28 protein-coding genes and 1 tRNA gene are annotated in these 26,974 nt (G+C 68.1%); 11 read left to right on the forward strand and 18 right to left on the reverse strand.

All coding sequences use genetic code 11. The features are described from left to right. Nucleotides 1–33: 33 nt before the first annotated feature. Nucleotides 34–933, forward strand: coding sequence for a LysR family transcriptional regulator (locus tag QA861_RS17665; RefSeq protein WP_334589281.1), 900 nt, complete (start codon nt 34–36; stop codon nt 931–933). A gap of 9 nt (nt 934–942) precedes the next feature. On the opposite strand, the gene QA861_RS17670 is transcribed toward QA861_RS17665, so the two are convergent. The 3 genes from QA861_RS17670 to QA861_RS17680 form a co-directional block, all read right to left on the reverse strand. After that, nucleotides 943–1,551, reverse strand: a complete 609-nt coding sequence (locus tag QA861_RS17670) for an NAD(P)-dependent oxidoreductase (RefSeq protein ID WP_334589282.1) — start codon at nt 1,549–1,551, stop codon at nt 943–945. 55 nt (nt 1,552–1,606) lie between these two features. Further along, on the reverse strand, nt 1,607–2,215 hold the full coding sequence (locus QA861_RS17675) for a DedA family protein (protein ID WP_334589283.1): 609 nt from the start codon (nt 2,213–2,215) through the stop codon (nt 1,607–1,609). 107 nt (nt 2,216–2,322) lie between these two features. Beyond that, a complete protein-coding gene (locus tag QA861_RS17680; RefSeq protein ID WP_334589284.1) occupies nt 2,323–3,411 on the reverse strand; it encodes an FAD-dependent oxidoreductase in 1,089 nt (362 codons plus the stop codon). A 243-nt stretch (nt 3,412–3,654) separates the two neighbouring features. Between QA861_RS17680 and QA861_RS17685 the strand changes: the two genes are divergently transcribed. Further along, a complete protein-coding gene (locus QA861_RS17685; RefSeq protein WP_334589285.1) occupies nt 3,655–4,104 on the forward strand; it encodes a hypothetical protein in 450 nt (149 codons plus the stop codon). Nucleotides 4,105–4,472: 368 nt separating this feature from the next. On the opposite strand, the gene QA861_RS17690 is transcribed toward QA861_RS17685, so the two are convergent. After that, nucleotides 4,473–5,864 carry a cystathionine beta-synthase gene (locus QA861_RS17690; protein ID WP_334589286.1) on the reverse strand — a complete coding sequence of 464 codons (1,392 nt, stop codon included), beginning with the start codon at nt 5,862–5,864 and terminating at the stop codon, nt 4,473–4,475. A gap of 150 nt (nt 5,865–6,014) precedes the next feature. Here QA861_RS17690 and QA861_RS17695 point away from each other — a divergent pair, with 150 nt between their 5' ends. The 3 genes from QA861_RS17695 (at nt 6,015) to QA861_RS17705 (ending at nt 9,566) form a co-directional block, all read left to right on the forward strand. Then, nucleotides 6,015–7,058, forward strand: a complete 1,044-nt coding sequence (locus QA861_RS17695; RefSeq protein ID WP_334589287.1) for an SGNH/GDSL hydrolase family protein — start codon at nt 6,015–6,017, stop codon at nt 7,056–7,058. 167 nt (nt 7,059–7,225) lie between these two features. Beyond that, nucleotides 7,226–8,446 carry an acetyl-CoA C-acetyltransferase gene (locus QA861_RS17700; protein WP_334589288.1) on the forward strand — a complete coding sequence of 407 codons (1,221 nt, stop codon included), beginning with the start codon at nt 7,226–7,228 and terminating at the stop codon, nt 8,444–8,446. 322 nt (nt 8,447–8,768) lie between these two features. Continuing rightward, entirely contained in the window at nt 8,769–9,566 is a 798-nt protein-coding gene (locus QA861_RS17705) for a hypothetical protein (RefSeq protein ID WP_334589289.1), read from the forward strand. Nucleotides 9,567–9,636: 70 nt separating this feature from the next. Here QA861_RS17705 and QA861_RS17710 read toward each other — a convergent pair whose 3' ends face one another. Further along, the gene (locus tag QA861_RS17710) at nt 9,637–9,948 is read right to left on the reverse strand and encodes a hypothetical protein (protein ID WP_334589290.1); all 312 of its coding nucleotides are present in this window, start codon (nt 9,946–9,948) and stop codon (nt 9,637–9,639) included. Between the two features lie 104 nt (nt 9,949–10,052). Between QA861_RS17710 and QA861_RS17715 the strand changes: the two genes are divergently transcribed. After that, a complete protein-coding gene (locus QA861_RS17715) occupies nt 10,053–10,283 on the forward strand; it encodes a DUF4287 domain-containing protein (RefSeq protein ID WP_006375250.1) in 231 nt (76 codons plus the stop codon). Between the two features lie 108 nt (nt 10,284–10,391). Here QA861_RS17715 and QA861_RS17720 read toward each other — a convergent pair whose 3' ends face one another. The 3 genes from QA861_RS17720 to QA861_RS17730 form a co-directional block, all read right to left on the reverse strand. Then, complete coding sequence (locus QA861_RS17720; RefSeq protein ID WP_334589291.1) at nt 10,392–11,300, reverse strand: Bax inhibitor-1/YccA family protein; 909 nt, start codon at nt 11,298–11,300, stop codon at nt 10,392–10,394. Between the two features lie 241 nt (nt 11,301–11,541). Further along, nucleotides 11,542–12,717: a 4-hydroxybenzoate 3-monooxygenase gene (locus tag QA861_RS17725; RefSeq protein ID WP_334589292.1), complete on the reverse strand. Its 1,176-nt coding sequence runs from the start codon at nt 12,715–12,717 to the stop codon at nt 11,542–11,544. Nucleotides 12,718–12,914: 197 nt separating this feature from the next. Next, nucleotides 12,915–12,998, reverse strand: a tRNA-Leu gene (locus QA861_RS17730). A 405-nt stretch (nt 12,999–13,403) separates the two neighbouring features. Here QA861_RS17730 and QA861_RS17735 point away from each other — a divergent pair. Beyond that, the gene (locus QA861_RS17735) at nt 13,404–14,180 is read left to right on the forward strand and encodes an ABC transporter ATP-binding protein (RefSeq protein WP_334589293.1); all 777 of its coding nucleotides are present in this window, start codon (nt 13,404–13,406) and stop codon (nt 14,178–14,180) included. A 96-nt stretch (nt 14,181–14,276) separates the two neighbouring features. Next, nucleotides 14,277–16,814: an ABC transporter permease gene (locus QA861_RS17740; RefSeq protein ID WP_334589294.1), complete on the forward strand. Its 2,538-nt coding sequence runs from the start codon at nt 14,277–14,279 to the stop codon at nt 16,812–16,814. Nucleotides 16,815–16,886: 72 nt separating this feature from the next. On the opposite strand, the gene QA861_RS17745 is transcribed toward QA861_RS17740, so the two are convergent. From QA861_RS17745 to QA861_RS17755, 3 genes are all read right to left on the reverse strand, one after another. Further along, nucleotides 16,887–18,194 carry a class I SAM-dependent methyltransferase gene (locus tag QA861_RS17745; RefSeq protein WP_334589295.1) on the reverse strand — a complete coding sequence of 436 codons (1,308 nt, stop codon included), beginning with the start codon at nt 18,192–18,194 and terminating at the stop codon, nt 16,887–16,889. A 473-nt stretch (nt 18,195–18,667) separates the two neighbouring features. Beyond that, on the reverse strand, nt 18,668–18,859 hold the full coding sequence (locus QA861_RS17750) for a hypothetical protein (protein WP_334589296.1): 192 nt from the start codon (nt 18,857–18,859) through the stop codon (nt 18,668–18,670). Beyond that, entirely contained in the window at nt 18,856–19,050 is a 195-nt protein-coding gene (locus QA861_RS17755) for a hypothetical protein (RefSeq protein WP_334589297.1), read from the reverse strand. The genes QA861_RS17750 and QA861_RS17755 overlap by 4 nt, the downstream gene beginning before the upstream one ends. Nucleotides 19,051–19,600: 550 nt before the next feature. Between QA861_RS17755 and QA861_RS17760 the strand changes: the two genes are divergently transcribed. Continuing rightward, nucleotides 19,601–19,846: a GntR family transcriptional regulator gene (locus tag QA861_RS17760; protein ID WP_334589298.1), complete on the forward strand. Its 246-nt coding sequence runs from the start codon at nt 19,601–19,603 to the stop codon at nt 19,844–19,846. A 49-nt stretch (nt 19,847–19,895) separates the two neighbouring features. Here the strand turns inward: QA861_RS17760 and QA861_RS17765 are convergent, their stop codons facing one another. The 5 genes from QA861_RS17765 to QA861_RS17785 all read right to left on the reverse strand — a co-directional run bounded on the left by QA861_RS17765 (nt 19,896) and on the right by QA861_RS17785 (nt 23,409). Then, the gene (locus QA861_RS17765) at nt 19,896–20,483 is read right to left on the reverse strand and encodes a class IV adenylate cyclase (protein WP_334589299.1); all 588 of its coding nucleotides are present in this window, start codon (nt 20,481–20,483) and stop codon (nt 19,896–19,898) included. A 27-nt stretch (nt 20,484–20,510) separates the two neighbouring features. Then, on the reverse strand, nt 20,511–21,158 hold the full coding sequence (locus tag QA861_RS17770) for a class I SAM-dependent methyltransferase (RefSeq protein ID WP_334589300.1): 648 nt from the start codon (nt 21,156–21,158) through the stop codon (nt 20,511–20,513). Further along, the gene (locus QA861_RS17775) at nt 21,076–21,714 is read right to left on the reverse strand and encodes a P-loop nucleotide/nucleoside kinase family protein (protein ID WP_334589301.1); all 639 of its coding nucleotides are present in this window, start codon (nt 21,712–21,714) and stop codon (nt 21,076–21,078) included. Before QA861_RS17775 ends, QA861_RS17770 begins: the two co-directional genes overlap by 83 nt. Continuing rightward, nucleotides 21,707–22,609 carry a radical SAM protein gene (locus tag QA861_RS17780; protein ID WP_334589302.1) on the reverse strand — a complete coding sequence of 301 codons (903 nt, stop codon included), beginning with the start codon at nt 22,607–22,609 and terminating at the stop codon, nt 21,707–21,709. Before QA861_RS17780 ends, QA861_RS17775 begins: the two co-directional genes overlap by 8 nt. A gap of 107 nt (nt 22,610–22,716) precedes the next feature. Next, nucleotides 22,717–23,409 carry an HAD family hydrolase gene (locus tag QA861_RS17785; RefSeq protein ID WP_334589303.1) on the reverse strand — a complete coding sequence of 231 codons (693 nt, stop codon included), beginning with the start codon at nt 23,407–23,409 and terminating at the stop codon, nt 22,717–22,719. A gap of 96 nt (nt 23,410–23,505) precedes the next feature. Between QA861_RS17785 and QA861_RS17790 the strand changes: the two genes are divergently transcribed. Together QA861_RS17790 and QA861_RS17795 are read left to right on the forward strand one after the other, a co-directional pair. Beyond that, entirely contained in the window at nt 23,506–24,276 is a 771-nt protein-coding gene (locus QA861_RS17790; RefSeq protein WP_334589304.1) for a helix-turn-helix domain-containing protein, read from the forward strand. After that, complete coding sequence (locus QA861_RS17795) at nt 24,263–24,730, forward strand: NUDIX hydrolase (protein WP_334589305.1); 468 nt, start codon at nt 24,263–24,265, stop codon at nt 24,728–24,730. The genes QA861_RS17790 and QA861_RS17795 overlap by 14 nt, the downstream gene beginning before the upstream one ends. On the opposite strand, the gene QA861_RS17800 is transcribed toward QA861_RS17795, so the two are convergent. Next, nucleotides 24,718–25,281 carry an HD domain-containing protein gene (locus QA861_RS17800; protein WP_334589306.1) on the reverse strand — a complete coding sequence of 188 codons (564 nt, stop codon included), beginning with the start codon at nt 25,279–25,281 and terminating at the stop codon, nt 24,718–24,720. The genes QA861_RS17795 and QA861_RS17800 overlap by 13 nt on opposite strands. A 145-nt stretch (nt 25,282–25,426) precedes the next feature. After that, nucleotides 25,427–26,815, reverse strand: a complete 1,389-nt coding sequence (locus tag QA861_RS17805; protein ID WP_334589307.1) for an NAD(P)/FAD-dependent oxidoreductase — start codon at nt 26,813–26,815, stop codon at nt 25,427–25,429. Nucleotides 26,816–26,974 lie beyond the last annotated feature (159 nt).

Here is a 26,974-nt window from a genome sequence, read left to right on the forward strand (position 1 = left end):
AAGTGGATCTGCGACGTGTAAGGATTTACCTGTATGCAATTGGACTTGAATCTGCTGACCGTGCTGGACGCCCTGCTCGAAGAGGGCAGCGTGATGGGCGCGGCCGAGCGGCTGCACCTGTCCTCGCCCGCGGTCAGCCGCACCCTCGGCCGACTCCGCGCGGTCACCGGGGACGACATCCTGGTGCGCACCGGCCACTCGATGACTCCCACCCCGTACGCGGTGTCGGTGCGGGAGGACGTGCACCGGCTGGTCAGGCAGGCGCGTGAGGTGCTCTCGCCGATCCGTGAGCTGAACCTGGCCGAGCTGGATCGCACCTTCACGATCCAGTGTCACGACGCGGTGGCCGCGTCGCTGGTACCGGTACTGGTCGGGAGGATCCAGCAGCTGGCTCCCGGGGTGCAGTTGCGGGTGCTGGCGGAGAACACCGTCGACACCGACGACCTGCGACACGGTCGCGTCGATCTGGAACTCGGTGGCGGCAGGCCCGGTCTGCCCGAGTTCCGGTCCGAGCCGCTCGGCGACGACCGGCTGGTCGTGGCGATGCGGGCGGACCACCCCTGTGCCGCCGGACTCGACCTGGCCTCCTACGCGGCGCAGCCGCATGTGGTGATCTCCCGGCGTGGCCGCCTCACCGCGCCGATCGATGACGCGCTGGCCGCCGAAGGTCTGCGGCGCCGGGTGGTGGCGGCGGTGGCGACGGTGTCAGGCGCCCTGCAGATCGCCGCCCGTGGCGACGCCCTGGTCACCTGCACGGCGATCTTCAGCCGCCCGCTCATCACGGCGTTCGGGCTTCTCACCCGGCCGCTGCCGATCGAGTCTCCGGCGGCGACGATCAACTGCAACTGGCACCAGCGCTACGATTCCGACCCCGCGCACGCCTGGCTCCGTGAGCAGGTCCGGGCGTCGCTCGAGGAGATCACCGCCTGCTGACCACTGCGTCTACTCCGCCAACGGCAGGGCCACCGCACCGGGAAAACCAGGCGTCTCGGCTTCGTCGAGCATCGCCGCGGCGACGGTTTCCCGGCTGACTTTCGCACCGAGGTCGAAGGGCGGCGCGGCCTCCAGGCCGACCGTGCGACGAGAGGGGCTTTCCGGCCCGTCGGCGAGCATCCCGGCGTGAAAGACGGTACCCCCGGCCGCGAGAACGGTGTCGTCCGCCTCGACCTTGTCCGCGAGCCGGTCGCCCAGCACCTTGGCGAGCATGCCCGCGCCCTCCCCCGCCACTTCGGCCGACCTGCCCGTGCCGTAGGCACCGAGCCAGATGACGCGCCGTGGGCCCGCGGCGACGACGGCCCGGGCGCCGGTCAGGAGAATCCCCGCCCGGTCCGTACCGAGCGCGGAGAGGACCACGGAATCCCCGTCCACCGCAGCGGCGATACTGGCCGCGTCGTTCACGTCGCCCGCCACTTTGCGCAGGTGCGGGGAGTCGGGCAGGGCGATTCGGTCGGGATCACGTGCGATGGCGGTCACGGTGTGACCACGTCGCAGCGCCTGTCGGGTGAGGGCGATTCCGGTCTGACCGGAGGCCGCGAGGACGGTGAGGTTCATGCCGAGAACGCTAGAGAGCAACTCACTTAACATCAAGTGCAAGTAACTGACTTGGTTAATTACCCAAACGCAATCGACGCCGCCGAACATATCGCGCAAGCTCCACCGTGCCGGTCACCGCGAACGCGAGCCCGACGCCGACGGCGACAGCCAGGAGCGTGTTCTCCTGGAAGAAGACGCCACCGAGATATCCCGACAGTGCGGTATAGGCACTCCATGTGGCGGTGGAAATGGCAACGTACAGCATGAATTTTCGCAACGGGTACCTCACCACCCCCGCGGTCCCGGTGGCGAGATAGCGTCCGACGGGAATGAATCGCGTGGAGACGAGCACGAACCCGCCGCGTAATTCAAGTTCACGCTCGAACCAGTCGTACGCCGTCCGGCGCTTGGTGCCCACCGGAAGACGTTCGATTACACGCTCCCCCACCAACCGGCCGATCGAATAGGGAACCAGGTCGCCGAGAAATGCACCGACCGTCGTCGCGGCGATGACCAGCAGGATATTCGTCTGCCCGGTCGCACCGGCGATTCCTGCGAGAATCACGACGGGTTCGCTCGGGATCAACGGAAGAAAAGAGTCGAGTAGGGATACCGCGATGAGGACGGCGTAGAGCACTGGCGATTCCATCAAGGACTCTGCGAGATTTATCCAGTCCGGCATCTGCTGACCGTCTCCTGCTTCATGGGTACGGAATTAATGGGCGATTCCCTGGATCCGGTTCGGCACGGCCGGACTCCGAGGCGAGCGGGCTGCCCCGTCGGCCGGTGTCAGGTGACGGGTGCCGTGGTGAGCATCCAGTGGCTGAACGCGGCGTAGCGTCGCGCGAATTCAGCCGCGTCGCCGGCGTGTTCGATGGCTGCGGAGTGCTCGCGAACCGTTTGGAAACGAGCACCGCGGGCGTGGTCGTAGGCGGCGAGTGCCTTGTCCAGGCCGGCCTCGGCCGTCAGGCTGCCGCACAGGACGCCGACGTCTTCGATGCCGAGAGTGCCGCCGGAAGCGATGTGGGGGGACAGCCCGTGCGCGGCGTCGCCGATCAGGGCGACGCGGGTGCTGGTCCAACGGGGCAGTTCCGGGACCAGCGTGATCTGGTTCTCCAGAATGGATTCCTCCGGCGTTTCGGCGATCATGGACAGCAGATCGTCGTTCCATCCCGCCTCGGCCAGCTGCCGTCCACGCTCCAGCGCCCGTTCGCGTTTGCTTCCGGTGAGCGGTCCGGCATCGAACTGGTTGACCATCCACACGGTCCGGCCAGGAGCGACCCGCGCGTACCCGCCGCGGGTTCGGCGATGGCCGACGGTGAGCACGGTGGTCTCCGACCTTTGGTTTCCGGTCGGCACGATCGCGCGCCAGGCGTAGTGGCCGGAGTGGTTCACGGCGTCACTCCCCGGCACCAACTGCTTGCGCACATTCGAGTGGACGCCGTCGGAGCCGATGAGAAGACCCGCGCGGATTGTCTCGCCGTTCGCGAGGTGCACGACGACGTCCGACTCGGTCTCGGTATATCCGGTCACGTGAGCGTCGACGTGGATTCGGTCGCGACCGATGGTGTCGGCCAACAGGTTGTTCAATTCGGGACGCGGCACGAGGAGGAACTGGTGATCGCTGTCGGTGTGACCCGGAGCGCGAACCGGATCTCCGGCAGGGGTGAAGAACCACATGTTCTGGTCGATTCCCATGGCACGGATTTCCGGGCCGATACCGAGGTGGTCGAACTGCCTCAACGCGTTGGCCCACAGTCCGATTCCCGCGCCGGCAGCTCGAATTCGTGGAGCCTTTTCCAGCACGATCACCTCATGGCCGATGATTTTGAGAGAGGCGGCAGCTGTGAGCCCCACCAGGCCACCGCCGACGATCACCGTGGAATTCGTGGACACTTCACATCTCCTTCGCGTGACGGACAAACATGAAAGGTCATGTCACGACACTACGAGCAGCCGCCACCTGATTCAAATATAATTAAATCAACGGGAGATTTACTTTCATGCATGTGACATGAGGGCCCGGCATGAGGGCCTCCGCCACCCCTAGGGTCCGACCCAGGGGCAACAGGGGGGCTAACCCCAGTGCCAGGCGGATGCCGTTTCCCTACCGTGGTGTGCATGACCGGTATGGACGCGACGGGCGCACACGACGCCGACCTGAAGAAGGAACTCAACGCCACCCTGCAGGCCCGCAGGGAACTGGGCGACGAGTACGAGTCCGCGTTGGTCGACTCGTTCCTCGAGAAGGTCGACCAGCGGATAGACGGCTCGGTGGAGCGCCGGGTACGGCGGCAGCTCGCCGAGCAGCAGATGGTGGTCGCGCGTGACTCGCGCGGGCCGAAGTCCACCGACACCTTCGGCGAGCGTTTCGGCTTCGGCATCGTCTCGCTGGTGCTGGCGATACCCCTGTCCGCGATCGGCGGCGGCGTCTCGGGCCTCCCCGGTCTGCTGGTCGCCTGGGGCGGCATCGTGGGTGTCAACGCGTTCCAGGCGGCACGCAGTTCGGCCTGGCTCTTCGGCAGCAGGCACCGCGGGTCCGGCGGCCAGGGCAGCGGCTGGGAGGACTGAGGACACTCCGGGGTGAGAAAGCTGTGCGCGGGGACCGCCGCACCCCCGTTGCCGGGGGGCGGGACGACGGCGGTCCCCGCGAGGGACGCGGGCCGGGTCAGGCCGGGCTGGCGCGTCCTGGGCGTCGGTGGAGGTCCGGGAGCCGCTCCGGAAGTCCGTGACGCCGTTTGGGTGCCGGCCTGGGCGGGGAGCCGCTCCCGCCCTTGCCGACATCCACCAATGTGCCGGACTCGTGTTAAGCGTGTGCTGCGCGGACGTGACGCCCTCGTACCACTTCCACGAAGTCTCCGTCGGAAAGGAATCGGAACGGGACATCGCGGCGGACACCGCAAGTTCCGTCCCGACACGCCCCGTTCACCGGACGTTCGCTACTGGTTGCCGCCCTTGGCCAGGAAGGCCAGCAGGTCCTGCCGGCTGACGACACCGGTCGGTTTGCCCTCGATCAGCACGATCGCCGCGTCGTGGGCGCCCAGTACGGACATCAGGTCGCCGACCGGTTCGCCGGAGCCGACCTGCGGCAGCGGCGCCGACATGTGCTTCTCCAGCGGGTCGTCGAGGGAGGCCCGCTGGGTGAACAGCGCGTCGAGCAGCTCGCGTTCGACGACCGACCCGACGACCTCCGCCGCCATGACGTCCGGGTGACCGGCGCCGGGCTTCACGATCGGCATCTGCGAGACGCCGTACTCACGCAGCACCTCGATGGCCTGGCCCACGGTCTCGTCCGGGTGCATATGGACGAGGGAGGGGATGTGGCCGTGCTCCTTGTAGTCGAGGACGTCGGCGACGCGGGCGGAGGGCCCGGTGTCCTCCAGGAAGCCGTAGTCGGCCATCCACTCGTCGTTGAAGATCTTGCTGAGGTACCCGCGCCCGCTGTCGGGCAGCAGGACGACGACCACGTCGTCGGGCCCGAGCCGCTCGGCGACCCGCAGTGCGGCGACGACGGCCATCCCGCAGGAGCCGCCCACCAGCAGGCCCTCCTCCTTGGCGAGCCGCCGGGTCATCTGGAAGGAGTCCTTGTCGGACACGGCGACGATCTCGTCGGCGACGGTCCGGTCGTAGGCGGTGGGCCAGAAGTCCTCGCCCACGCCCTCCACCAGGTACGGCCGCCCGGACCCCCCGGAGTACACGGACCCCTCCGGGTCGGCCCCGACGACCTGGACGCGCCCGTCACTGGCGTCCTTCAGGTAGCGCCCGGTCCCGGAGATGGTCCCGCCGGTGCCGACGCCCGCCACGAAGTGGGTGATCCGCCCCTCGGTCTGCTCCCACAGCTCGGGGCCGGTGGAGTGATAGTGCGAGAGGGGGTTGTGGGGGTTGGAGTACTGGTCGGGCTTCCAGGCGCCCGGCGTCTCACGCACCAGCCGGTCGGAGACGTTGTAGTACGAGTCCGGGTGCTCGGGGTCGACGGCGGTCGGGCAGACCACGACGTCCGCGCCGTACGCACGCATCACGTTGATCTTGTCGGTGGAGACCTTGTCAGGGCAGACGAAGATGCACTTGTAGCCCTTCTGCTGGGCCACGATGGCCAGCCCGACCCCGGTGTTTCCGCTGGTCGGCTCGACGATGGTGCCGCCGGGCCTGAGCTCCCCGCTCTGCTCCGCCGCCTCGATCATGCGCAGGGCGATGCGGTCCTTCACGGAGCCGCCGGGGTTGAAGTACTCGACCTTCGCGAGGACGGTCGCCTGAATGCCCGCGGTCACACTGTTGAGCCTCAGCAGCGGGGTGTTGCCGACGAGGCTGATCATCGAGTCGTGGAATTGCACCGTTGTCTCCGGTTGCCGCACATAAATGTGGTTGTCATTGGTGCCGCCAGCCTAAGGCTCCACCTCGGCATTCACCTCACGTCACGATTGGCGGGCGGTCGGTACGGGGCAAGGAGTGGGTGTACGGCTACGAGGAGGTGGCGGCGACGTATGACGAGCATGTCCAGGGCAAGGGTGGCCCGGCGGATCGCGGCCGGAGCGGCGTACGGCGGTGGCGGGATCGGCCTGGTGAGCGTGGCGGCCGTGGGGCTGGTGCTGGCCGAGGTGCGGATGGCGAAACGCCAGGTGGGCAATGGCCGCGGTCCGCACCCGCCGAGCGCGGACGGCCTGTACGGACGCGGGTACGCCACCCCGGGTGAACCCCCACTCAGACTCGTCCTGCTGGGCGACTCCACGGCGGCCGGCCAGGGCGTCCACCGGGCCCGGCTGACCCCGGGCGCGCTGCTCGCGTCGGGCCTGGCGGCGGTCGCGGAACGCCCGGTGGAACTGCGCAACGTGGCGCTGCCCGGCGCCCAGTCCGACGACCTGGACCGCCAGGTGGGACGAGTCGTCTCGGCGTCCGACCGGATCCCGGACATCTGCGTGATCATGGTCGGCGCGAACGACGTGACGCACCGGATGCCCCCCACCCGTTCCGTCCGCCATCTCTCCTCGGCGGTACGCAGGCTGCGTACGGCGGGTGCGGAGGTGGTCGTGGGCACCTGTCCCGACCTGGGCACCGTCGAACACGTGCAGCAGCCGCTGCGCTGGCTGGCCCGGCGGGCGTCCCGGCAACTGGCGGCGGCACAGACGATCGGGGTCGTGGAGCAGGGGGGTCGCACGGTGTCGCTGGGCGACCTGCTCGGCCCCGAGTTCGAGGCCAACCCGCGCGAACTGTTCGGCCCCGACCACTACCACCCGTCGGCGGAGGGCTACGCGACGGCGGCGATGGCGGTACTCCCGACGGTGTGCGCGGCGCTCGGCCTGTGGCCGGCGGACGAGGAGCGCCCGGACGTCTCCCGCCGCGAGGGTTTCCTGCCGGTGGCTCGGGCGGCGGCGGAGGCCGCGTCGGAGGCGGGCACGGAGGTCGCGGCGGCGATGCCGACCGGCCCCAGGGGCCCCTGGGCACTCCTCAAGCGCAGGCGCCGCAGGCGCGTCCCGGCGACGGACCCGGCGCCCTCGCCGACCACGCCGGGAGCCGTGTCGAGCGGCTGACGCGGGCGGGCCGGAGACCCGGGCCGCACCTCTGAGCAAGCGCTTAGACAAGTGCGGCCCGAGTCACACCGCGATACCCGTGACCGGGGCCATACGTACGGGTAACTTCCCAAGCAGGTCCGCCCGCAAGAAGTAAGAACGCCCTCGCGAACGCCAATGGAGTCGTCATGCCGGAAGCCGTCATCGTCTCGACCGCCCGCTCCCCCATCGGACGCGCCTTCAAGGGCTCCCTCAAGGAGCTGCGCGCCGACGACCTCACCGCCACGATCATCCAGGCCGCACTGGCCAAGATCCCCGAGCTGGACCCGCGGGACATCGAGGACCTGATGCTCGGCTGCGGTCTGCCCGGCGGCGAGCAGGGCAACAACCTCGGGCGGATCGTCGCCGTACAGATGGGCATGGACCACCTGCCGGGCTGCACGGTCACCCGTTACTGTTCCTCGTCCCTCCAGACGTCCCGGATGGCACTGCACGCCATCAAGGCGGGCGAGGGCGACGTCTTCATCTCGGCCGGTGTCGAGATGGTCTCCCGGTTCACGAAGGGCAACTCGGACTCGCTGCCCGACACGCGCAACCCGCTCTTCGCGGAGGCCGAGGCGCGTACCGCCGCCGTCGCCGAGCAGGAGGGCACCTCCTGGCACGACCCGCGCGAGGACGGCCTCGTGCCGGACGCCTACATCTCGATGGGCCAGACCGCCGAGAACCTCGCCCGCGTGAAGGGCGTGACCCGTCAGGACATGGACGAGTTCGGCGTCCGTTCGCAGAACCTCGCCGAGGAAGCCATCAAGAACGGCTTCTGGGAGCGCGAGATCACCCCGGTGACGCTGCCCGACGGCACGGTCGTCAGCAAGGACGACGGTCCGCGTGCGGGCGTGACGCTGGAGGGCACCCAGGGACTCAAGCCGGTGTTCCGTCCCGACGGCCTGGTCACGGCCGGCAACTGCTGCCCGCTGAACGACGGCGCCGCGGCCGTCGTGATCATGAGCGACACGAAGGCCGCCGAGCTGGGTCTGACCCCGCTGGCCCGCATCGTGTCGACCGGTGTCTCCGGCCTCTCCCCCGAGATCATGGGCCTCGGCCCGGTCGAGGCGAGCCGCCAGGCGCTGCGCCGGGCCGGCCTCACCGTCGACGACATCGACCTTGCCGAGATCAACGAGGCGTTCGCCGCCCAGGTGATCCCCTCCTACCGCGACCTGGGCATCCCGCTGGAGAAGGTGAACGTGAACGGCGGCGCCATCGCCGTCGGTCACCCCTTCGGCATGACGGGCGCCCGGATCACCGGCACGCTCATCAACTCCCTCCAGTTCCACGACAAGCAGTTCGGCCTGGAGACGATGTGCGTCGGCGGCGGCCAGGGCATGGCGATGGTCATCGAGCGCCTGAGCTAGACCCGGCCCCCGAGACCGACCGAGACCCCCGCGATCCCCAACTGGCGGAATCGTTTCGGTGATCGGCTGGACGCACTGAGTGAGAACGCGGCCCGGAACCCTGTAACCACCGGGGTTCTGGGCCGATTTGTGATCCAATCTCCCCCAGGATGTGACCTATCTCGCTCCGGCGAGGTATTTGCGCAGGTCAAGGCAGGTTCGATACCAAACCCCGGGCCCAAAGTCCTGTCCGGTTCGTGACGTTACGCACTGACAGGTGGTTAGTCCATCCTTCAAGCTGATGTAGGAAGTCGGGGGTCGACTTTGAACCGGGAGTACGTCAGTGAGCGCTACGCCTCTTGCTCTGCTGCTCGCCACAGCCACCATCACCACGGCTGTGGGCGTCGCCGTTCTGCGCACCCTGCTGGGGCTGCGTCGCCAGATCGCGGCCCTGCACGCCGAACTGGCCGCCCAGAGTCTCGCCGTCGGAGCGCACGGTCTCGTACCGCAGGCGCGCACCGCCGGTGACACCGACCGGATACGCGCCGCCGTGGCCGAGGCGCTCGCCGAGGAGCGGGAGCGGGAGCTCGCCGAGGCGCGTGCCTTCTGGGCCGCCCAGGAGGCCCGTGACTCCTCCGACGCGCCCTCCCTGCTCGGCCTCCCCGACAGTGAGCTGTTCCTGCCGCGCCCGGCGGACTTCGCGGGTCTGGAGTCCCTGGAGCCGGTGACCGAGCCCAGCACGGACACCGACGAGTTCGCCGGGGAGTCCGCCGAACTGGCCGCCGCCCGTCGCCGGCACCCCTCGCACCCCGACTTCGTACCGGCCCAGTCGCCCGTCGTGAACGACCACGAGCGCACGGTCGCCTGCCTCGAAGACCTCGCCGACTCCCGCACCGCGCTGTCCGACGTCCGCCCCGGCCCGCTGGGCACCCTCGACGTGTACGTCTTCACCGACGGCACGACCCTGTGTATGACCCCGGGCCACCGCGAAACCGCCGAACGCCTCTCCGCGGCCCTGCGCTCCGGCGCGGCCCCGGTCCTCCTCGGTGGCTCGGGCATCTCGGGCGCCTACGCCCTGACCTTCGAGTGCGGCGAGGAAACGGTGTACGTGCTGGCCGACAGGGTCATAGCCTCGCTGTGAGGCGCCCGCTCAGGCGCCCTTCTTCCGGCTGACGACGAGCTCTCAGCCGGGACCGAACCCGCTGCCGCGCCTACACCCCGGCCCGCTGCTGAGCCTCCGCGACCAGAGCGAGCGCCGAGGCCAACTCCCCCTCACCGCGCAGCACCAGCGCCAGATCGTGCGCGGCCACCGTCACCTGGTCCGCCGCGGCGAACATCCCCGCGTCGGGCATCACCCGGGGTTCGTCCGCCGGTGACTCCAGAAGCTGCGCACGCCGTGCCAACTCCCTGGCCAGGCCCAGTGCCTCCGTCGCGGCCCCTCTTTGCAACCGACTCTGCGGCGCTGCCCGCAACCGGTCGGCAAAGTGATCCACTGCGAGCGTCAAAGGCGAGGTATCCAGCACGCCGCGAGACTACGCGTCGCAACCGGACTGTTGCCAACAACCCAACCCTCAGGCACCGTGGCGTGAAGGACCGGCTTACATCCCCTTTGCGTCCGGAGGCGCCGATGTCCCACGTCCTCTCCGAGGAGACCCACCGCAACATGCTCGCCCGCATCCCCCAATGCACCGGTCGTGAGATCTCCGACTGGTTGCGCACCGTAGACGAAGGCCCCTCCCTCTTCTGCTTCGAGGAGAAGGTCAGCTGGCTCCGGCACGAGCACAATCTCGCGTACGGCCATGCCAAAGCCCTCATTCACGAGTACGACCTGAGGAGGGCCGCGCGCAAGTTTCTCTGAGGGCACGCCCCTCTGAGAGACCGAGGCGCGCACCGACACCACGACGAAGGGCCCCGGGAGTGATCCCGGGGCCCTTCTACCGCTCTACCGCCTACGTACCGGCTACTACTAGTCGTTGCCCTGCAGGATGGCGATCAGCCGCAGGAACTCCAGGTAGATCCAGACCAGCGTCATCGTGAGGCCGAAGGCGGCGAGCCAGGCCTCCTCGCGCGGCGCGCCGTAGGCGATGCCGTCCTCGACCTGCTTGAAGTCGAGGGCGAGGAAGCACGCGCCGAGCAGGATGCCGATGATGCCGAACATGATGCCGAGGCCGCCGCTGCGGAAGCCGAGGCCGTCACCGCCGCCGAACACCGCGAACAGCAGGTTCACGGCCATCAGCAGCACGAAGCCGAGCGCCGCCGCCATCACGAAGCCGTAGAAGCGGCGGTTGACGCGGATCCAGCCCGCCTTGTACGCCACGAGTACGGCGGTGAAGACCGCCAGCGTGCCGATCACGGCCTGCATGGCCGCACCGCTCGCGATGCGGTTGTCGACGACGCTGGAGACGACGCCGAGGAAGACACCCTCCAGCGCCGCGTACGTCACGATCAGCGCGGGCGAGGCCTTGCGCTTGAAGGACTGGACGAGGCCCAGCACCATCGCGACGAGACCGGCGCCGATGGCGATGCCGTAGGACCTGCTGATGTTCGCGTCGTCCACGGGCAGCAGCGCCCAGGCGAGCGCCGCCGTGACGACGAGCACACCGAGCGTGGTGGCCGTCCGCATGACGACGTCGTCCATCGTCATCCGGCCGGTGGAGACCGGGGCCTGCGGCGGTGCGCCGTGCTGAAGGCCCTGCTGGGCATAGGGGTTGGTCGCGTACGGGTTGCCGCCCTGCTGGGCGTGCGGGTCCGCATACGGGTTGCCCGGCTGCGTACCGACAGCTGCGCCCCCGGCCTGCGGCGCGGTGTTGAAGCCCGCGTAGCCGTTGTCGCGGCTGAACCCCCGTCGCGAGAAGACCGGGTTGCTGCTCCTCATTGCACTCCTCCATGGCCACACTGCGTGGTCTTGGGCTCAAGAGTAATAGGTGGGCAAAGGATTGACCCTAGTGCTTGGGGAGGATCTTTCCCTCGTCCTGTCGCGAACACGCTACGCGCCCCCTTGATTCCCGGCCACGGAGCCCCTGGACCATGACCAACCCGGTACAGAGCCGAGACCGGCCCCTGATCTCGTGATCTCGTGACCCATTGGTCTCCGTCGATCTCCGTCGTCTGTCCCGTCAGTCGAGTGGGAAACCCGTGTACCCCTCGGCGAGGTCGGTCTCCGCCGAGGGGGCGCCGGCGATGCGTTCCAGCCGGGCCAGCTGGAGCCGGTCCTCGAAGGGGGTGGCGTCCGGGGTCCGGTGCAGGAGGGTCGTCATGTCGTACGAGAACCGCTCGGCCTGCCAGACGCGGCGCAGACAGGTCTCGGAGTAGGCGTCGAGCAGTTCCGCCGACCCCGTCTCCTTCTCGTGCGTCAGTGCGCGCGCGAAGGTCACGACGTCACCGACGGCGAGGTTGAGCCCCTTGGCACCGGTGGGCGGCACGATGTGCGCTGCGTCCCCGGCCAGGAACAGGCGTCCGTGGCGCATCGGCTCATGGACGTAACTCCGCATCGGTGTCACGGACTTCTGGGTGATGGGCCCCCGGTCGAGCTTCCAGCCGTCGGCGGTCTCGAAGCGGCGCTCCAGCTCGTCCCAGATCTCCTCGTCGCCCCACTCCTCGGCGTCGGTGCCGTCCGGCACCTGGAGGTAGAGGCGGGAGACGGACGGGGACCGCATGGACAGAAGGGCGAAGCCGCGGTCGTGGCGGGCGTAGACCAGCTCGTCGTGCGAGGGCGGTACGTCGGCGAGGATGCCGAGCCAGCCGAAGGGGTACGTCCGTTCGAAGACCTGGGTGAGTTCGGCGGGGATCGCCGTACGGGCCACCCCCCAGAAACCGTCACAGCCGACGACGTACTCGCACTCCAGTACGTCCTCGCGCCCCTCGCGCCGGAACCGCACCCGCGGACCGTCACTGTCGGCGTCCTCGACGGCGAGCGCCTCCGCCTCGAAGAGGAGCGGGCCGCCGTCCGCCAGCTGGAGGGCGATGAGGTCCTTGCAGACCTCGGTCTGCGCGTACACCATCACGGACCGGCCGCCGGTGAGGGCGGGGAAGTCCACGCGGTGACGCTTCCTGTCGAAGCGCAGCTCGATGCCGTCGTGGCGCAGCCCCTCCCGGTCCATGCGCGCGCCGGCGCCGGCCTCGCGCAGCACGTCGACGGTCCCCTGCTCCAGGATCCCGGCCCGCTGCCGCCGCTCCACGTACTCCCGGTCGCGGCTCTCCAGGACGACCGAGTCGATACCGGCGTTGTGAAGCAGCCGGGCGAGCAGGAGCCCGGCGGGGCCGGCTCCGATGATGCCGACGGTGGTACGCATCGGTCGTTTCCCTTCACACATCCGTTCAGGATGTTCGCGCAGTGATGTTCGCAGAGCGAGCAATGTTCGTGTAGTGAAATTTCCTTCACGAGTTGACTGTGATGAGTGTCTGACCGCACGCGGCCGCTGTCAACGGTTCCGCGACGAAGACCTCAATGAAGGCAGCACCGACAAATCCGGCAAACGGCTGTCGAAAGTGCCCGGAGCCGGACTTGAACCGGCACGCCCGCGAAGGGGCAGCGAGGTTTAAGCTCGCCGTGTCTGCATTCCACCATCCGGGCAGGCCCTGGGCTCCGCATCGAGGTTCCGAGCCTATCGGGGCGCCCCACCCGTGCTGAGGGTGAGGGCCCCGATGTTGTCTTATTTTATTGACTTCTGAGGGTGCATCAGCACCTGGAACTGGCCATCCGCACTTGCCACCAGCCTTTCGCGAGGCGGCTCGGCACACATGCGGAATGACGGAATTTCACCGTTCGAACAAGGGGGCTCCACCTGTTCTTGTCATAACCCGTCCGGGCGGGACCTAGGGGACGACCGTCATCCCCAGGTATGACACGGACCCGTCGGGTCCGTCCGGAGTCTGCCTTCGGAACCGGAACAGCGGCTGACTACACGGCGGCCTTCCGCCGCGACGATGGTTCACGAGCCTCAGACTTCGCGCCGCCGTCCCGACAGGAGCCCCACCCGTGACCACAACTCCCCTCGCCGACCGGACCGCCACCACGGTGGCCGCCCGCGCCACGGAACTGTCCAAGGTCTACGGACAGGGAGAGACGCAGGTCGTCGCCCTCGACCAGGTCTCCGTCGACTTCCGGCAGGCCGAGTTCACCGCGATCATGGGCCCGTCCGGTTCCGGCAAGTCCACGCTGATGCACTGTGTCGCGGGCCTGGACTCGTTCTCGTCCGGCTCCGTGCGCATCGGCGACACCGAGCTGGGCTCGCTCAAGGACAAGCAGCTCACCAAGCTCCGCCGGGACAAGATCGGCTTCATCTTCCAGGCGTTCAACCTGCTGCCGACGCTGACCGCCCTGGAGAACATCACCCTCCCGATGGACATCGCCGGCCGGAAGCCCGACAAGGAGTGGCTGGATTCGGTGATCTCGATGATCGGCCTGGCCGACCGTCTCCGGCACCGTCCGTCCCAGCTCTCCGGCGGCCAGCAGCAGCGCGTCGCCGTGGCCCGGGCACTGGCCTCCCGCCCCGACATCATCTTCGGCGACGAACCGACCGGAAACCTCGACTCCCGCGCGGGCGCCGAGGTACTGGGCTTCCTGCGCAACTCCGTACGGGAGCTGGGGCAGACGGTCGTGATGGTGACCCACGACCCGGTGGCGGCGGCGTACGCGGACCGGGTGGTCTTCCTCGCGGACGGACGCATCGTGGACGAGCTCTACGGCCCGACGGCCGACAGCGTCCTGGACCGCATGAAGCAGCTGGACACCAGGACGGTCCGCACCAGCTGACGCGCCGCCACAGTACGGGAGTTGACGACCGGTCAACTCCCGTACCCCGCACCCCTTTTCATCACGACCTCGACTCGACGGACTGAGACGACACCCATGTTCCGTACCGCCCTGCGCAACGTACTCGCGCACAAGGCCAGGCTTCTGATGACCGTGCTCGCCGTGATGCTCGGCGTCGCGTTCGTGTCCGGGACCCTGGTCTTCACCAACACGCTCTCCAACGCCCTCCAGAACAGCTCCGCCAAGGGCTTCGACCAGGTCGACGTCGCCGTGGAGCCGGGCTACCAGGAAGACGTGGGCGACAAGATCGGCAAGACCCCGGAGCTGACGCAGGCCCTGCTGGAGAAGACCGCGAAGGTTCCGGGCGCAGGCTCGGTCATCGGCGTCGTGAACGGCTTCACCGCCATCGCCGACAAGGACGGCCAGCTCATCGGCGGCGGATTCCAGTCACAGGGTGGCAACTACTGGGGCGACAAGGACGCCCGGTACCCGCTGAAGGACGGCAGCGCGCCGAAGGGCGCCGGCCAGGTCGCCCTCGACGCGAGGACCGCCGAGCGGGCCGGCTACAAGATCGGCGACACCGTGCGCCTCTCGGTGAACGGCCCGGTGCTCTCCCCCACCGTCTCCGGCATCTTCACCACGGACGACGGCAACGTCGCGGCCGGCGGCAGCCTCGCCCTGTTCGACACGACGACCGCGCAGCGGCTGTTCGGCAAAGCGGGCACGTACGACGAGATCGACGTCAAGGCGGCGGCCGGAACGAGTCAGGCCGCACTCAAGTCGGCCCTGGACAAGGCGTTGCCGCGAGGCGCCGTCGTGACGACGACGGCCACCCAGCTCGCCGACGACCAGGCACGGAACATCGCCGCGTCGATGAGCGGTATGAAGAAGGGCCTGCTGGTCTTCGCGGGCATCTCGCTCTTCGTCGGTACGTTCATCATCGCCAACACCTTCACCATGCTGGTCGCCCAGCGCACCAAGGAACTGGCGCTGATGCGGGCGGTCGGTGCCTCACGCCGGCAGATCACGCGGTCCGTGCTGATCGAGGCGTTCGTGGTCGGCGCGGTGGCGGCGGTGACCGGGCTCGTCACGGGCATCGGGATCGGAGCGGGGCTGAAGGCCCTCCTTGGCACGCTCGGCGCGACCGTGCCCGACGGGCCGCTGATCGTCACCCCGGGCACGGTCGGCGCGGCCCTCGCGGTCGGCATCCTGGTCACCATGTTGGCGGCCTGGCTCCCCGGCCGCCGCGCCGCGAAGATCCCGCCGGTCGCCGCCATGAGCAGCGTCCACGCGACCGCGACCACCAAGTCGCTGGTGCTGCGCAACACGCTCGGCGCGCTCTTCTCGGGCGCGGGCGTCGCCGTGGTCCTCGCGGCCACGACGATGAGCGGCTCGGACGGCCAGGCCCCCATGGGCATCGGCGCGGTCCTGCTCATCATCGGCGTCTTCATCCTCACCCCGCTCCTGTCCCGCCCGATGATCGCCTCCGCCGCCCCGCTCATGCGCCTGTTCGGCGTCTCCGGGAAGCTGGCCCGCCAGAACTCGGTCCGCAACCCCCGCCGTACGGCCGCCACGGCCTCCGCGCTGATGATCGGGCTCACCCTCATCACCGGGATGACGGTGATGGCGGGCAGCGTCCAGAAGTCGATCGACAAGATGGCCTCGGACGCGGTCAGGGCCGACTACGTCATCTCGATGGCCAACGGCAACGACCTCTCCCCCGACGTCGCCGCGAAGCTGGCGAAGACGTCCGAAGTGACCGCCGCCAGCTCCGTACGCTATGCCGCCGTAGGTATAGCAGGCACGACGGAGTCCGTGACCGGCGTCACCGGCGGCGCGATCGGCGAGCTGACGAAACTGACGCTCCACGACGGCACGTTCAAGGTCAGCCCCACCCAGGTGGTCGTGGACGACGACACGGCCAAGTACCGTCACTGGAAGGTGGGTTCGACCTTCACGGTCTCGTACGAAGACGGCCAGAAGCAGCGGCTGACGGTGGCGGCCGTGTACGAGGGCAACGAGCTGCTGAGCGGCGTCCTGCTCGACAACTCGCTGCTGGACGCGCACCAGACGAACGCGTCCGACCTGTCCGACCGGCAGGTCATGGTGAAGATGTCGGACGGCGCGACGAGCGCGACCAAGGACAGGCTGGAGAAGGCCCTGGGCTCCAACCCGGCCATCAAGATCCAGGACAAGAAGGACATCTCCAACGAGACCGCGAAGGATGTCACGCTGATGCTGAACATGCTCTACGGCCTGCTGGCGATGGCGATCCTGGTCGCTGTCCTCGGGGTCATCAACACCCTGGCCATGTCGGTGTTCGAACGCTCCCAGGAGATCGGCATGCTCCGCGCGATCGGCCTCGACCGCAAGGGCATCAAGCGGATGGTCCGCCTGGAGTCCCTGGTGATCTCCCTCTTCGGCGGCGTTCTGGGCATCGGGCTCGGCGTGTTCTTCGGCTGGGCGGCCGGCGAACTGGTGGGCACGAGCCTGCCGACGTACGAACTCGTCCTGCCCTGGGCCAGGATGGCGCTCTTCCTGCTCCTCGCCGCCACGGTGGGCGTCCTCGCGGCCCTGTGGCCGGCCCGCCGCGCGGCCGGCCTGAACATGCTGACGGCGATCAAGTCCGAGTAGCAACAGCCTCAGGAGGTACGTCAGTTGGTCCCCCCTCACCCCGAGGGGGGCCCAACTGCCGTCTCCTCGGCCTCAGTTCCAGGAACGGGCCCGCAGGGGCATCCCGGAGGTACCGGACTCGGCGGCCCGCACGGCGAGGACCTGGTTGACGCCGAGGCGGTTGTGTTCGAAGGCGAGGGCGGAGGCGGCCATGTACAGCCGCCAGACGCGGGCCCGCCCCGGACCGGCGAGCCGCTGGGCCCGCTCCCAGTCGGCCTCCAGATTGGCGACCCACCGACGCAGGGTCAGCGCGTAGTGCTCCCGGATCGACTCGACGTCACGCACCTCGAACCCGGCCCGTTCGAGCTGGGTGACGGTGGTGCCGACGGGCGCGAGTTCGCCGTCCGGAAAGACATACGCGTCGATGAACCCGTCGAGGCTGTACGCGCCCTCGTCCGACTGCGGCCGACGGGCGATCTGGTGGTTGAGCAGCCGTCCGCCCGGCTTGAGCAGGGCGTACAGATCGCGCGCGTACGTCAGATACTGGTCGCTGCCCACATGCTCGGCCATCCCCACGGACGAGACGGCGTCGAAGGGCCCGTCGGTGACGTCCCGGTAGTCCTGCACCCGGATCTCGACCCGGTCCGTGAGCCCCTCGTCCGCGACGCGCTTACGGGCGTACGCGGCCTGTTCCTGCGAGAGGGTGACCCCGACGACGTGGACGCCGTGCTCGCGGGCGGCATGGACGGCGAGGGAGCCCCAGCCGCAGCCGACGTCGAGGAGCCGTTGCCCGGGCGTCAGGGCGAGCTTGCGGCAGATGAGTTCGAGCTTGTCGCGCTGGGCGTCTTCGAGGGTGCCGGCACCGACAACTGGGTCAGGGGCTTCCCAGTAGGCGCAGGAGTACACCATGGACGGGCCCAGGACGAGTCCGTAGAAGTCGTTGCCGACGTCGTAGTGGTGGCTGACGGCGCGCTTGTCGGTGCGCTTGGTGTGGAGGTGCCGGCGTCGCCGCGCCACCTCTTCACGGGGCGGAGAGGGAGGAACAGGAAGCCCGGCCATCCCGACGAGCCCACGCACCGCGGCCCGCGCCTCGGGATCGCGCAGGATCTCGGTGAGGCTCCGGGCGTCCTCCCCGCGCTCCCAGACCAGCCCAGACAGCAGATCGAGGGCCGCGTAGAAATCCCCCTCGATGCCCAGGTCACCGGCGACCCAGGCCCGGGCGAGACCCAGTTCGCCGGGTTTCCACAGCAGCCGGCGCAGGGCCCGGCGGTTGCGGACGACCAGTGTGGGAGCGCCGGGCGGGCCGGCCTGCGAACCGTCCCAGGCGCGGATGCGCATCGGGAGCGGGACCCCCAGCAACTGTTCGGCGAAGCTCTGCAGCCGCGACGCGGCTCCGGGCATGGCTCACACCTCCGTTACGACACAACCGAGAATGTCCAACACCCACCCAAACACCAACGCCCCGGGCTCGCAGTCCCCCATACCGATCACAACTGAGCAAAGCTCACCTTCAGCGCGTTTCCAGCCCGGGTCATTTTTCCCACCCGTCCACCCGCCTCGGCCCGATTACCGGCTCCTACGGGACGACCGGGTCGTAAGGGCGGGCGCATGCGGAGACCCTCACCTCGGGGTGATCTCCCAGCAGACTCGGTACCGAGTCGCTTTCCCTGCAGGGGTGTCGGTCATGATCGGGTCCCCGTCACCAGGGCCAGGGAGAGTCGGTGGCAGCAGCACGCGCACACCAGGTAGCGCACACCTGGAGTGCCGCTCTCGCGGGGCTCCGCGTCCCGGCACCGGTCATGGGTGCCGATCGCGCAGCGCCCCGAAACATACGGAGGTTCAGGCGTCCACGCCGGATCCAGGGCGTTGTTCATTCACCCCGCCCCGTCGCTGGTGTTGGTCAGGAGGTAGAGCGGGATCACGCCCCACGTGCCGCCGTGCGGGTCCTTGTGATCGCCCTTGTGCCCCGTGGAGAGGACGCACGCGCCGGTCTCGCTGAGCATCGGGGCGCCGTAGAACAGGGAGGCGCGCACTCTCCCGCACCGGCCCGCGCTCGGTGTCGTCATCGCGGCCCCCCGGTGCAGGCACGCCGGTAGGCCGCCCACAGTTCCCGGCCGCTCTCGCAGCCGTCCAGCGCCTTGCGTACGTCCTTGCAGCCGTCGGCGCACCTGCGGGTGTGCTCGTGCCACAGCCGGTAGGCGCGCAGCATGGCGTCTTCGGCCGGCCGCACGGATCCGCCGACCCGCGCGCCTGTCATCGGACCCTCACCCCGTCCAGCACAGCGTGAATGTTGCGGGCGTCGAGGTCGAGCCCGAAGTCTGCGGCCAGGACAAGGGCTGTACGCCTGCCGAATTGCGCCGCCCTCTCCCGCGCCGTACGCGGGCTCAGGGGCATCGTGGGCGCCACGTCGACGCAGGCGGGCAGGTAGGGCCGTGACAGTCGGGACGCGGAACCGTCCAGGGGTGCGCAATCGGTGCTGTACGGCGACCTGCGCTGAGCAGGCACTCGCACCACCGGGTACGCATGATCATTCACATTCTTACCGGTCACGACGGTTCGCCATGCCGTCGACACCTTCCGGCGGGTACCGGTCGGCGGGAACAGACGGGTACTGCCCCAGAGAACCAGGGCCACCACAAGCCAGTGCAACGCGGCAGCGCTACGCTCGGCCATGTTCATCAACTCCCAACAGTTGGTGGGCCACGCCCCCGGCCGTGACAGCGGTGCGGGGGTCTGCTTTTTTCGAGCTTACGCGCTTACGCGGTATCGCGGTAGCAGATCAACGCGATACCGCGCACGCTGGCCGTATGGCTGAGCTTGATCGTTCCCGGAATCTCTGGCCCCAGATCGCCGATGACCTACGTCGCCGATTGGGTGCCGGCGAGTGGGCGTCCGGTGAGCGTTTCCCCGGCACGGTGGCGCTGGCCGCTGAGTACGGCGTAGCTCAGGCGACAACGCAGAAAGCCGTAGTGGCACTGCGTACCGAGGGGTGGCTACGACTGGAAGTAGGGCAGGGTTCCTTCGTCGCGGACAGTCCCCCGGACGAGGACTAGGAGCGTGCGTCGACCGGGGCAAGCCCCCTGAGCACTGCGCTGCCTCCGTTCAGTTGGTGTGGCCCCCGGCCACAGGGACGTCGGCCTTGTCGGCGTCGGCGAAGAGAAGCGTGGGCTCGGCCAGAATGTCGCGACCGGATTCGCTCTTGTAGATCTCGTCGACGCTGCCGAAGCGCGCAGCGGTGTAGTCGAGGCCAAGCAGTGCGGCTGCCTGCCGGACCGATGCTTCGTCGGGTCCTTCGATCTCGACGAAGGTAGGCAGCTCCGGCCAGGTGTCGAAGTCGAAGGCGACCTCGCCCAGGTGCCATTCCTCGCGGTAGTTCTCCTGGAAGCGGACCTCTCGCAGGCCGAGGCCGCGCAGAATCTCGGCCATGGCCCGCAGGTCGCCGACTTCGGTCTCGATCTCGGTGGTGCCGTCGATACGCGTGGCGTCGGTGACGTGCTTGAGCGTCAGCGTGGAGCGCGTGCCCTCGTCGCGCAGCCGGATCCACTGACCGGCGTCCAGGGCGTCGTTCTCGAAGATCTTCCGGGTGAGGCGAGTGCGGGGGAAGGTCTGCGTGGCGCCCAGGCCGGTGAGTTTGGCCTGGAGCGCGTCGACGTCGATGTCGAGGAACTTGGCCTCGTACTCGTGCTTCATGATCTCCGTTTTCCTTCAGTTCGATGGTTACGTCGGCACGTGGGCAGCGAGGAACAAGCCCATGCGGTGGGTGTGGTCCTGGAGTTGGCCCGCGTGGGCTCGTTCCGTGAACTCGTTTGTGCTTAGCGTCAGTAGCACGCGCCACTGGTCGTTGAAGTGGCAGCTGAGTTTCTCCGGAGAGGTGTAGTGCTCGATGCCGGCCTGGCGAGGCTCGATGGGCATCATGAATTCAGCCCCGAACAGGCCGCCGGGCCGGACCAAGGACTGCATGCGCGTGACGAACTCGGCGAGAGATCGATGATGGTTGGCACTGTAGTGCCAGGAGCAGCTTGTCCAAACGGCGTCGCACTTCGCGTCATTGGCATGCGTCTGCAGGAAGTCCTCCTCCACGATCTGCACTTGGTCATAGAGGCCTTCGATTTTGAGCCGGCCGATGAGTCCCATCGCGTGAGGGGAGACGTCCCCCGGAAGGCTGACCTCTCCACCATGCAAAGCGAGTGGGTCACGTTCGAAGGCGAGGACGCGGTAGCCGGCCGCGGCGAGGGGCAGCACCAGCCTGCCGTCGCTCGCCCCGATGACCGCGACAGTGGACTCAGCGGGAACACGTTCCGTCAGAGCGGCCAGGAACTGCGGGAAGAACGTGAGGGTGTGCTCCCACAGACTCTGTGTTTCCACCACAAGCTCCTTCGTTGTCGGTGGTGAGGATGACAGTGACGATCTGCTCCGGTGCGAGGCCCGTGGTGTCGATGGGTCGCATCGGGAATTGGGCATAGGCCGCGTTGATCCGGTCGGGCACCACCTCGCTGAGCAGGTCCCAGGGAGAGTTCGGCTTGTCCCGTGCGAGGAGGCGGCGTTGGCGTTCGTCCTCGGCGCAGGTCAGTTGGTACGTGGTCGGCTCCGGCAGATCGGCCGGCAAGGTGACGTGGAGCCGGGCCCCTAGCGCGCGGTGGTTGGCCAGACACCGGGCGAAGTAGCTCTCCACGACGACGGATGTCCCGGCGTCGAGGTGACGTTGGATCTCGTCGGTCGCGGTGAACAACGCGGAGAGGTAGAAGCACATTCTCGCGTCGGCGCTCGTTCGCCTGTCGACCTGTTGTCGCAGTGCCTGGAAGGAAACCGGCACCGTAGGGACGACAACGGCACCTCGTGCGTGTGCGAGCAAGGGTGCGATCGTCGACTTCCCGGTGCCACGCAGCCCTTCCAGGCTCTCGAAGAGCGGGCCTTCAGACATGGGCGTACAGCACGTCCGGGACGGCGAGCGTGAGCTCGTCGGTGGACGACGGCTGGTGGAGGATTCGGTCGGCGCGCTTGTCGTACCAGAAGGCGTGGGAGTCCTTGCCAACGGCCTTGCAGGACATGGTGAGCGCCCCGCGAGGGTCGGCCTCGATGCGCTCGATCTCCGTCGGTCCGTCTACAGGGGCGCAGACTTCTGGAGCACCGTGCTTGGAGAGGTCCTCGTCGACGATCACGTCGATGGCCAGTTCGGCCGACTGCAAATGCTCCCGTAGGCGGGCGTAAGCGCCCGTATCCGTGACCAGGAGTTCGGGGTGGTCGGCAGCGTTGCCGACCGGTCGCAGGCAGTGGAGCTTGAGCTGCTCGACGCCGAAACCCTGCAGGGTGCGGGCCAGGGGCAGCACCTCGGCGATATTCCGGGAGGTGACCGTCATGGTCGCGCCCGTGCGGACGTCGAGTGTCCGGGCGAGTTCCAGGGCGCTGAGCGCGCTTTGATAGCTGCCCACTTTGCGGATGTGGTCGTTGGTCGAGCCGATGCCCTCCAACGAGACTCGCAGCAGGTCCACGTACGGGGCGATCTCCGTCAGCCGCCGCTCGATCCGGTAGCCGTTGGTGCAGATCTCGACCTGCTGGCGCAGTTCTCGCTTGGCGTACCGGACGACCTCGGCGAGGTGCTTGTAGACGAACGGCTCGCCGCCGAGCAGGGTGACGGCCTCGGTACCGTATTCGTCACGCATGAGAACCATGAGGCTGATCGCCTCGTCCAGTGTGAACGCGTCGGCGTGCTTCAGCCTTTCGCCGTGGAAACAGTGCAGGCACTCGAAGTTGCAGCGGTACAGCAGTTGCAGATAGAGCATCCGGATCCTGCGGATGCCGGTCACTTCGCCGATCACGTCGACCTCCTGCGGGCAGTTGCCTGATGGGAGCTCTGATGGTGATGGACCCGTCCAGGACCGCGTCACCGCGTACGCGGACGAACGCAGGACGTCCCTGGGACGTTTCAGCCGCAGGCGAGGTCCTCCAGAAGGCCGAGCAGACCGATGGTGTCCGTCAGGTCGGGAAGGACGAGGTCGGCGCCGGCCGCTTTCAGTTCAGGTTTCCCGTGGACGCCCGTGGCAACGGCGATGACGTGCGCGCCGGAAGCGAGCGCTGCCTCGACGTCTCGCGGAGTGTCTCCGACGAGGACGACAGGTGTGTTGTCCGGCAGGGTGCGGTGGTCTCGAACGCGCCGACGAGCGACATCGACCAGCTCCGACCGTTCGACGGAGTCCGCGCCATAAGCGCCGACCTTCAGATCGACCAGCGTGTCCAGGTCGAACGCGGACAGTTTCACCTGCGCGTTCGCGGCGATATTGCCCGTGAGGACGGACGACACCCACTCCACTCTAACCGCCGCTTCCTTGAGCCCCTCGCGTACGCCGGGGAGAGCTCTGCCCCGCTCGCGCAGTTCACCAAGACGTTCCCGCCCGGCACCGGCGAGGGCTTCCTCCGTGTCCGCCCAGTCGGGCTCGGGAAACCCGTTCCGCAGGAACATCTCACGCATGATCAGATGGTCCGTACGCCCTTCGGTCACAGCGGCGGACTTCGGCGGCTCACCCGCCAGTGCTGTGAAGGCAGCGGCGTAAATCTCCTTGCTGACACCGGCGTTGTCGATGAGCGTGTGGTCGATGTCCCAGAGGATGATGAGCGCCATACACCCAGCGTAAGCAGACACGAGACCAGCGAGTTGTGGCCAGGCGTCCGGGAACGTCCTTGCGTACCTTCCGGCGACTCGGCTTGGATGTCCACCGTGAACGAGCGACTCCATTCCGCACTCGCCCAGCGCGGCGTCTTACCCGAATCGCTCGCCGAAGTGTGCGAGGTGGACCCCAAAACCGTCAGTCGATGGATCAGCGGCCGACTTCCCCACCCACGACACCGTTTCCGCGTCGCCCGCCACCTCCGAGTCGAGGAGACCTTCCTGTGGCCCGCACCTCAGGGTCGTAGCGGCCGACCGAACGGCCCCGACGCCGAGCTCGTCGGTACCTATCAGAACCGCGCCAGCGTCCCCCGCGAGACCTGGCTTTCCCTCCTCCGCGAAGCGAAGGAGCAGATCGATGTGCTCGTCTTCTCCGGCACCTTCTTCGCCCAGTCCAACCCGCACGTCGCCCACATGTTGACCGAGCGAGCGTCACTCGGTGTCCGTGTCCGGTTGTGCTTTGGCGATCCGGCTGGAAAGGCCGCGGTCGGCCGTGGCCGTGAAGAAGGCATCGGCGACACGCTCGGCGCGAAGATCCGCGCGTCCCTCACGTACTATCGCCCGCTGCCATCGACACCGAGCTGTGAGGTACGGCTGCACGACACCACCCTGTACAACTCGCTGTTCCGCTACGACAACGACCTGCTCGTCAATTCGCATGTCTACGGCCAACCGGCCAGCGCCAACCCCTTGATGCACCTCAAGAGGGTCGACAGCTCAGGATGGTTCGACAACTACGCTCAAAGCTTCGAAGCCGTCTGGGCCGGCGCACATGCATGGAAGCCCGACCAGGAGGGGACCCCCGCGAATGGGCAGGACTGAATACCTCAACGATCCCAAGGCTCCCAAGGCCAACACCCTCATTCCCGCCAGTAACCTCCTGGTCGTCGACGACGAGGGCGCCATACTCCTCCAGCGTCGCCGCGACACCGGCCAGTGGGCGCTTCCGGGCGGTGCGCAGGACATCGGCGAGACCGCTGCCGAATGCGCGGTACGTGAATGCCTGGAGGAGACCGGCATCGTCGCCGAGATCACCGGCTTCCTCGGGGTCTACACCAACCCCAAACACATCGTCGCCTACAGCGACGGCGAGGTCCGCCAGCAGTACGAGAACACCTACATCGGCCGTCCCGTCGGCGGCGAGCCCACCATCAACGACGAGGCCGACGGCGTTCGCTTCGTCCAGCCCGCCGACTTCAACCGGTACGATATTCACCCCAGTATGCGGCAGCAGATCGGCGATTTCCTTGCCGGTGCCTATCCCTACCTCGGCTGAGCCACCAAGGCGGCCTCGGTCCTTCCGACAGCGGCCAGAATCTCAGGCGACGCCCGACGGATGAACCGCCCCACTACACCGTCCGTTCCATAACGGCCGAGGATTTCGGCCAGCCGGAACCTGACAGTGGTGCGATCCCCGTCCGGCGTCGTGGTCATGTCGCAGTAGACCAGTGCGTCCACCAGCAAAGGCTGTTCCAACAGCGGGAACTCCGCCTCCAGCACCTCCCTCAACCCGCGCTCCTCGGCCTCCAACAGCGCGAACGAATGGTTTGCCACCAGCCGAACCAGCCGCTCGTCCGCCCCGTGGACGTCACGGAGAAAACGGGCACCGTCCAAGGGATGGAAGCCGGTTTCAGCGAGCCTGGGCGCGTAACCCACATCGTGCAGCACAGCAGCCGAAGCCAGGAGATCGGCATCTTCACCCAGGACTCGTGCAAGACCGACCACACGCTGTGCGACGCCTTCCGAATGTGCCCAACGACGAGGCAGCACACCCCTCAGCTCGTTCTCGGCCACCATGCGCGCCCAGCTCACTTGTGCTCCGCTCATGAGGTGCTCCATGCCCAGGCCAGGACTGGTGCAGTCCGCCAGACAGGGGCGCCCGGGGCGAATGCCAAAAGGGGCCGCCCGCACCACGGATGGCGAGCAGCCCCTTCAGGGGTGATTCAGTGACCGGAGGTCAAAGGAGCGAACGTCAGGAGGCCTTGGCCTCTGTCTTCTCCTCGGCCTTCTTCGCGGCGGCGACCGGCGCCGGCTTCGCAGCCTCGTAGAACTCCTCACGAGGAGTCTCCAACGCCCCCAGCGCCACAACCTCACGCTTCAGGAACATCGCCAGCGTCCAGTCCGCGAACACCCGGATCTTCCGGTTCCACGTCGGCATCGCCAGACCGTGGTAGCCGCGGTGCATGTACCACGCCAGCCGGCCCTTGAGCGTGATCTTGAGCTTGCCCATGACGATCATCGCGACGCCCTTGTGCAGGCCGAGACCCGCGACAGCGCCCTTGTTGGAGTGCGCGTAGTCCTTCTGCGGGAAGCCCCGCATACCGGAGACCACGTTGTCGCCGAGCACCTTCGCCTGCCGCAGCGCGTGCTGCGCGTTCGGCGGGCACCAGGCGTTCTCCACGCCGGCCTTACGGGCGGCCACGTCCGGCACCTGGGCGTTGTCGCCCGCGGCCCAGACGTAGTCCGTACCCGTGACCTGGAGCGTCGGCTGCGCGTCCACGTGACCGCGCGGACCCAGCGGCAGGCCGAACCGGGAGAGCACCGGGTTGGGCTTGACGCCCGCCGTCCACACGATCGTGCTGGAGTCGACCTCAAGGCCGTTCTTCAGGACGACGTGGCCGTCCACGCACGAGTCCATCGACGTCGAGAGGTAGATCTCGACCCCGCGGCTCTCCAGGTGCTCCTTGCCGTACTGGCCCAGCTTCGGGCCGACCTCGGGAAGGATCTTGTCGGCGGCGTCGACGAGAATGAACCGCATGTCCTCGCGGGACACGCTGGTGTAGTACTTCGCCGCGTCGCGAGCCATGTCCTCGACCTCGCCGATGGTCTCCGCACCCGCGAAGCCACCGCCGACGAAGACGAAGGTGAGCGCCTTGCGGCGGATCTCCTCGTCGGTCGTGGAGTCAGCCTTGTCCAGCTGCTCCAGGACGTGGTTCCGCAGGCCGATGGCCTCCTCGATGCCCTTCATACCGATGCCCTGTTCGGCGAGGCCGGGGATCGGGAAGGTGCGGGAGACCGCGCCCATGGCGATGACGAGGTAGTCGAAAGGCAGCTCGTACGCCTCACCCACGAGGGGGGCGATCGTGGCGACCTTGCGGTCCTGGTCGATGGTGGTGACCCGACCGGTGAGAACTTCCGCCTTGGGCAGCACACGTCGCAGCGGTACGACGACGTGGCGCGGCGAAATGCTGCCGGCGGCGGTTTCGGGGAGGAAGGGCTGGTAGGTCATGTACGACCGGGGGTCGACGACCGTGACGGTCGCCTCGCCGTAGCGCATCTTCTTGAGGATGCGCCGAGCTGCGTACAGGCCTACGTACCCACCGCCTACTACGAGGATCCTGGGACGCTCCGTGGTGCTCATGCCATCGAGTATCCACCCGGTCCAGGGGGGTCGCTCGTGCGCCCCTTCACAAGCTTATCCAGCCCCTCTGTTACACTGCGCCGCCCGCGTGCCGGAGACCCTGTCTCGCGAGGGGTACCAGCGGGCGGTACGCCCCGATGTCAATGCCGCGTGAACTGC

It is taken from the genome of Streptomyces sp. B21-083, from assembly GCF_036898825.1.
In the GTDB taxonomy this organism is placed as follows: domain Bacteria; phylum Actinomycetota; class Actinomycetes; order Streptomycetales; family Streptomycetaceae; genus Streptomyces.

What these genes read in the sequence shown, in the direction of transcription:
- QA861_RS17665 (WP_334589281.1), top strand. Translation starts at nt 34, where the DNA reads ATGCAATTGGACTTGAATCTGCTGACCGTGCTGGACGCCCTGCTCGAA.
- QA861_RS17670 (WP_334589282.1), bottom strand. Translation starts at nt 1,551, where the DNA reads ATGAACCTCACCGTCCTCGCGGCCTCCGGTCAGACCGGAATCGCCCTC.
- QA861_RS17675 (WP_334589283.1), bottom strand. Translation starts at nt 2,215, where the DNA reads ATGCCGGACTGGATAAATCTCGCAGAGTCCTTGATGGAATCGCCAGTG.
- QA861_RS17685 (WP_334589285.1), top strand. Translation starts at nt 3,655, where the DNA reads ATGACCGGTATGGACGCGACGGGCGCACACGACGCCGACCTGAAGAAG.
- QA861_RS17695 (WP_334589287.1), top strand. Translation starts at nt 6,015, where the DNA reads ATGACGAGCATGTCCAGGGCAAGGGTGGCCCGGCGGATCGCGGCCGGA.
- QA861_RS17700 (WP_334589288.1), top strand. Translation starts at nt 7,226, where the DNA reads ATGCCGGAAGCCGTCATCGTCTCGACCGCCCGCTCCCCCATCGGACGC.
- QA861_RS17715 (WP_006375250.1), top strand. Translation starts at nt 10,053, where the DNA reads ATGTCCCACGTCCTCTCCGAGGAGACCCACCGCAACATGCTCGCCCGC.
- QA861_RS17720 (WP_334589291.1), bottom strand. Translation starts at nt 11,300, where the DNA reads ATGAGGAGCAGCAACCCGGTCTTCTCGCGACGGGGGTTCAGCCGCGAC.
- QA861_RS17725 (WP_334589292.1), bottom strand. Translation starts at nt 12,717, where the DNA reads ATGCGTACCACCGTCGGCATCATCGGAGCCGGCCCCGCCGGGCTCCTG.
- QA861_RS17740 (WP_334589294.1), top strand. Translation starts at nt 14,277, where the DNA reads ATGTTCCGTACCGCCCTGCGCAACGTACTCGCGCACAAGGCCAGGCTT.
- QA861_RS17745 (WP_334589295.1), bottom strand. Translation starts at nt 18,194, where the DNA reads ATGCCCGGAGCCGCGTCGCGGCTGCAGAGCTTCGCCGAACAGTTGCTG.
- QA861_RS17750 (WP_334589296.1), bottom strand. Translation starts at nt 18,859, where the DNA reads ATGACGACACCGAGCGCGGGCCGGTGCGGGAGAGTGCGCGCCTCCCTG.
- QA861_RS17755 (WP_334589297.1), bottom strand. Translation starts at nt 19,050, where the DNA reads ATGACAGGCGCGCGGGTCGGCGGATCCGTGCGGCCGGCCGAAGACGCC.
- QA861_RS17760 (WP_334589298.1), top strand. Translation starts at nt 19,601, where the DNA reads ATGGCTGAGCTTGATCGTTCCCGGAATCTCTGGCCCCAGATCGCCGAT.
- QA861_RS17765 (WP_334589299.1), bottom strand. Translation starts at nt 20,483, where the DNA reads ATGAAGCACGAGTACGAGGCCAAGTTCCTCGACATCGACGTCGACGCG.
- QA861_RS17775 (WP_334589301.1), bottom strand. Translation starts at nt 21,714, where the DNA reads ATGTCTGAAGGCCCGCTCTTCGAGAGCCTGGAAGGGCTGCGTGGCACC.
- QA861_RS17785 (WP_334589303.1), bottom strand. Translation starts at nt 23,409, where the DNA reads ATGGCGCTCATCATCCTCTGGGACATCGACCACACGCTCATCGACAAC.
- QA861_RS17795 (WP_334589305.1), top strand. Translation starts at nt 24,263, where the DNA reads ATGGGCAGGACTGAATACCTCAACGATCCCAAGGCTCCCAAGGCCAAC.
- QA861_RS17800 (WP_334589306.1), bottom strand. Translation starts at nt 25,281, where the DNA reads ATGAGCGGAGCACAAGTGAGCTGGGCGCGCATGGTGGCCGAGAACGAG.
- QA861_RS17805 (WP_334589307.1), bottom strand. Translation starts at nt 26,815, where the DNA reads ATGAGCACCACGGAGCGTCCCAGGATCCTCGTAGTAGGCGGTGGGTAC.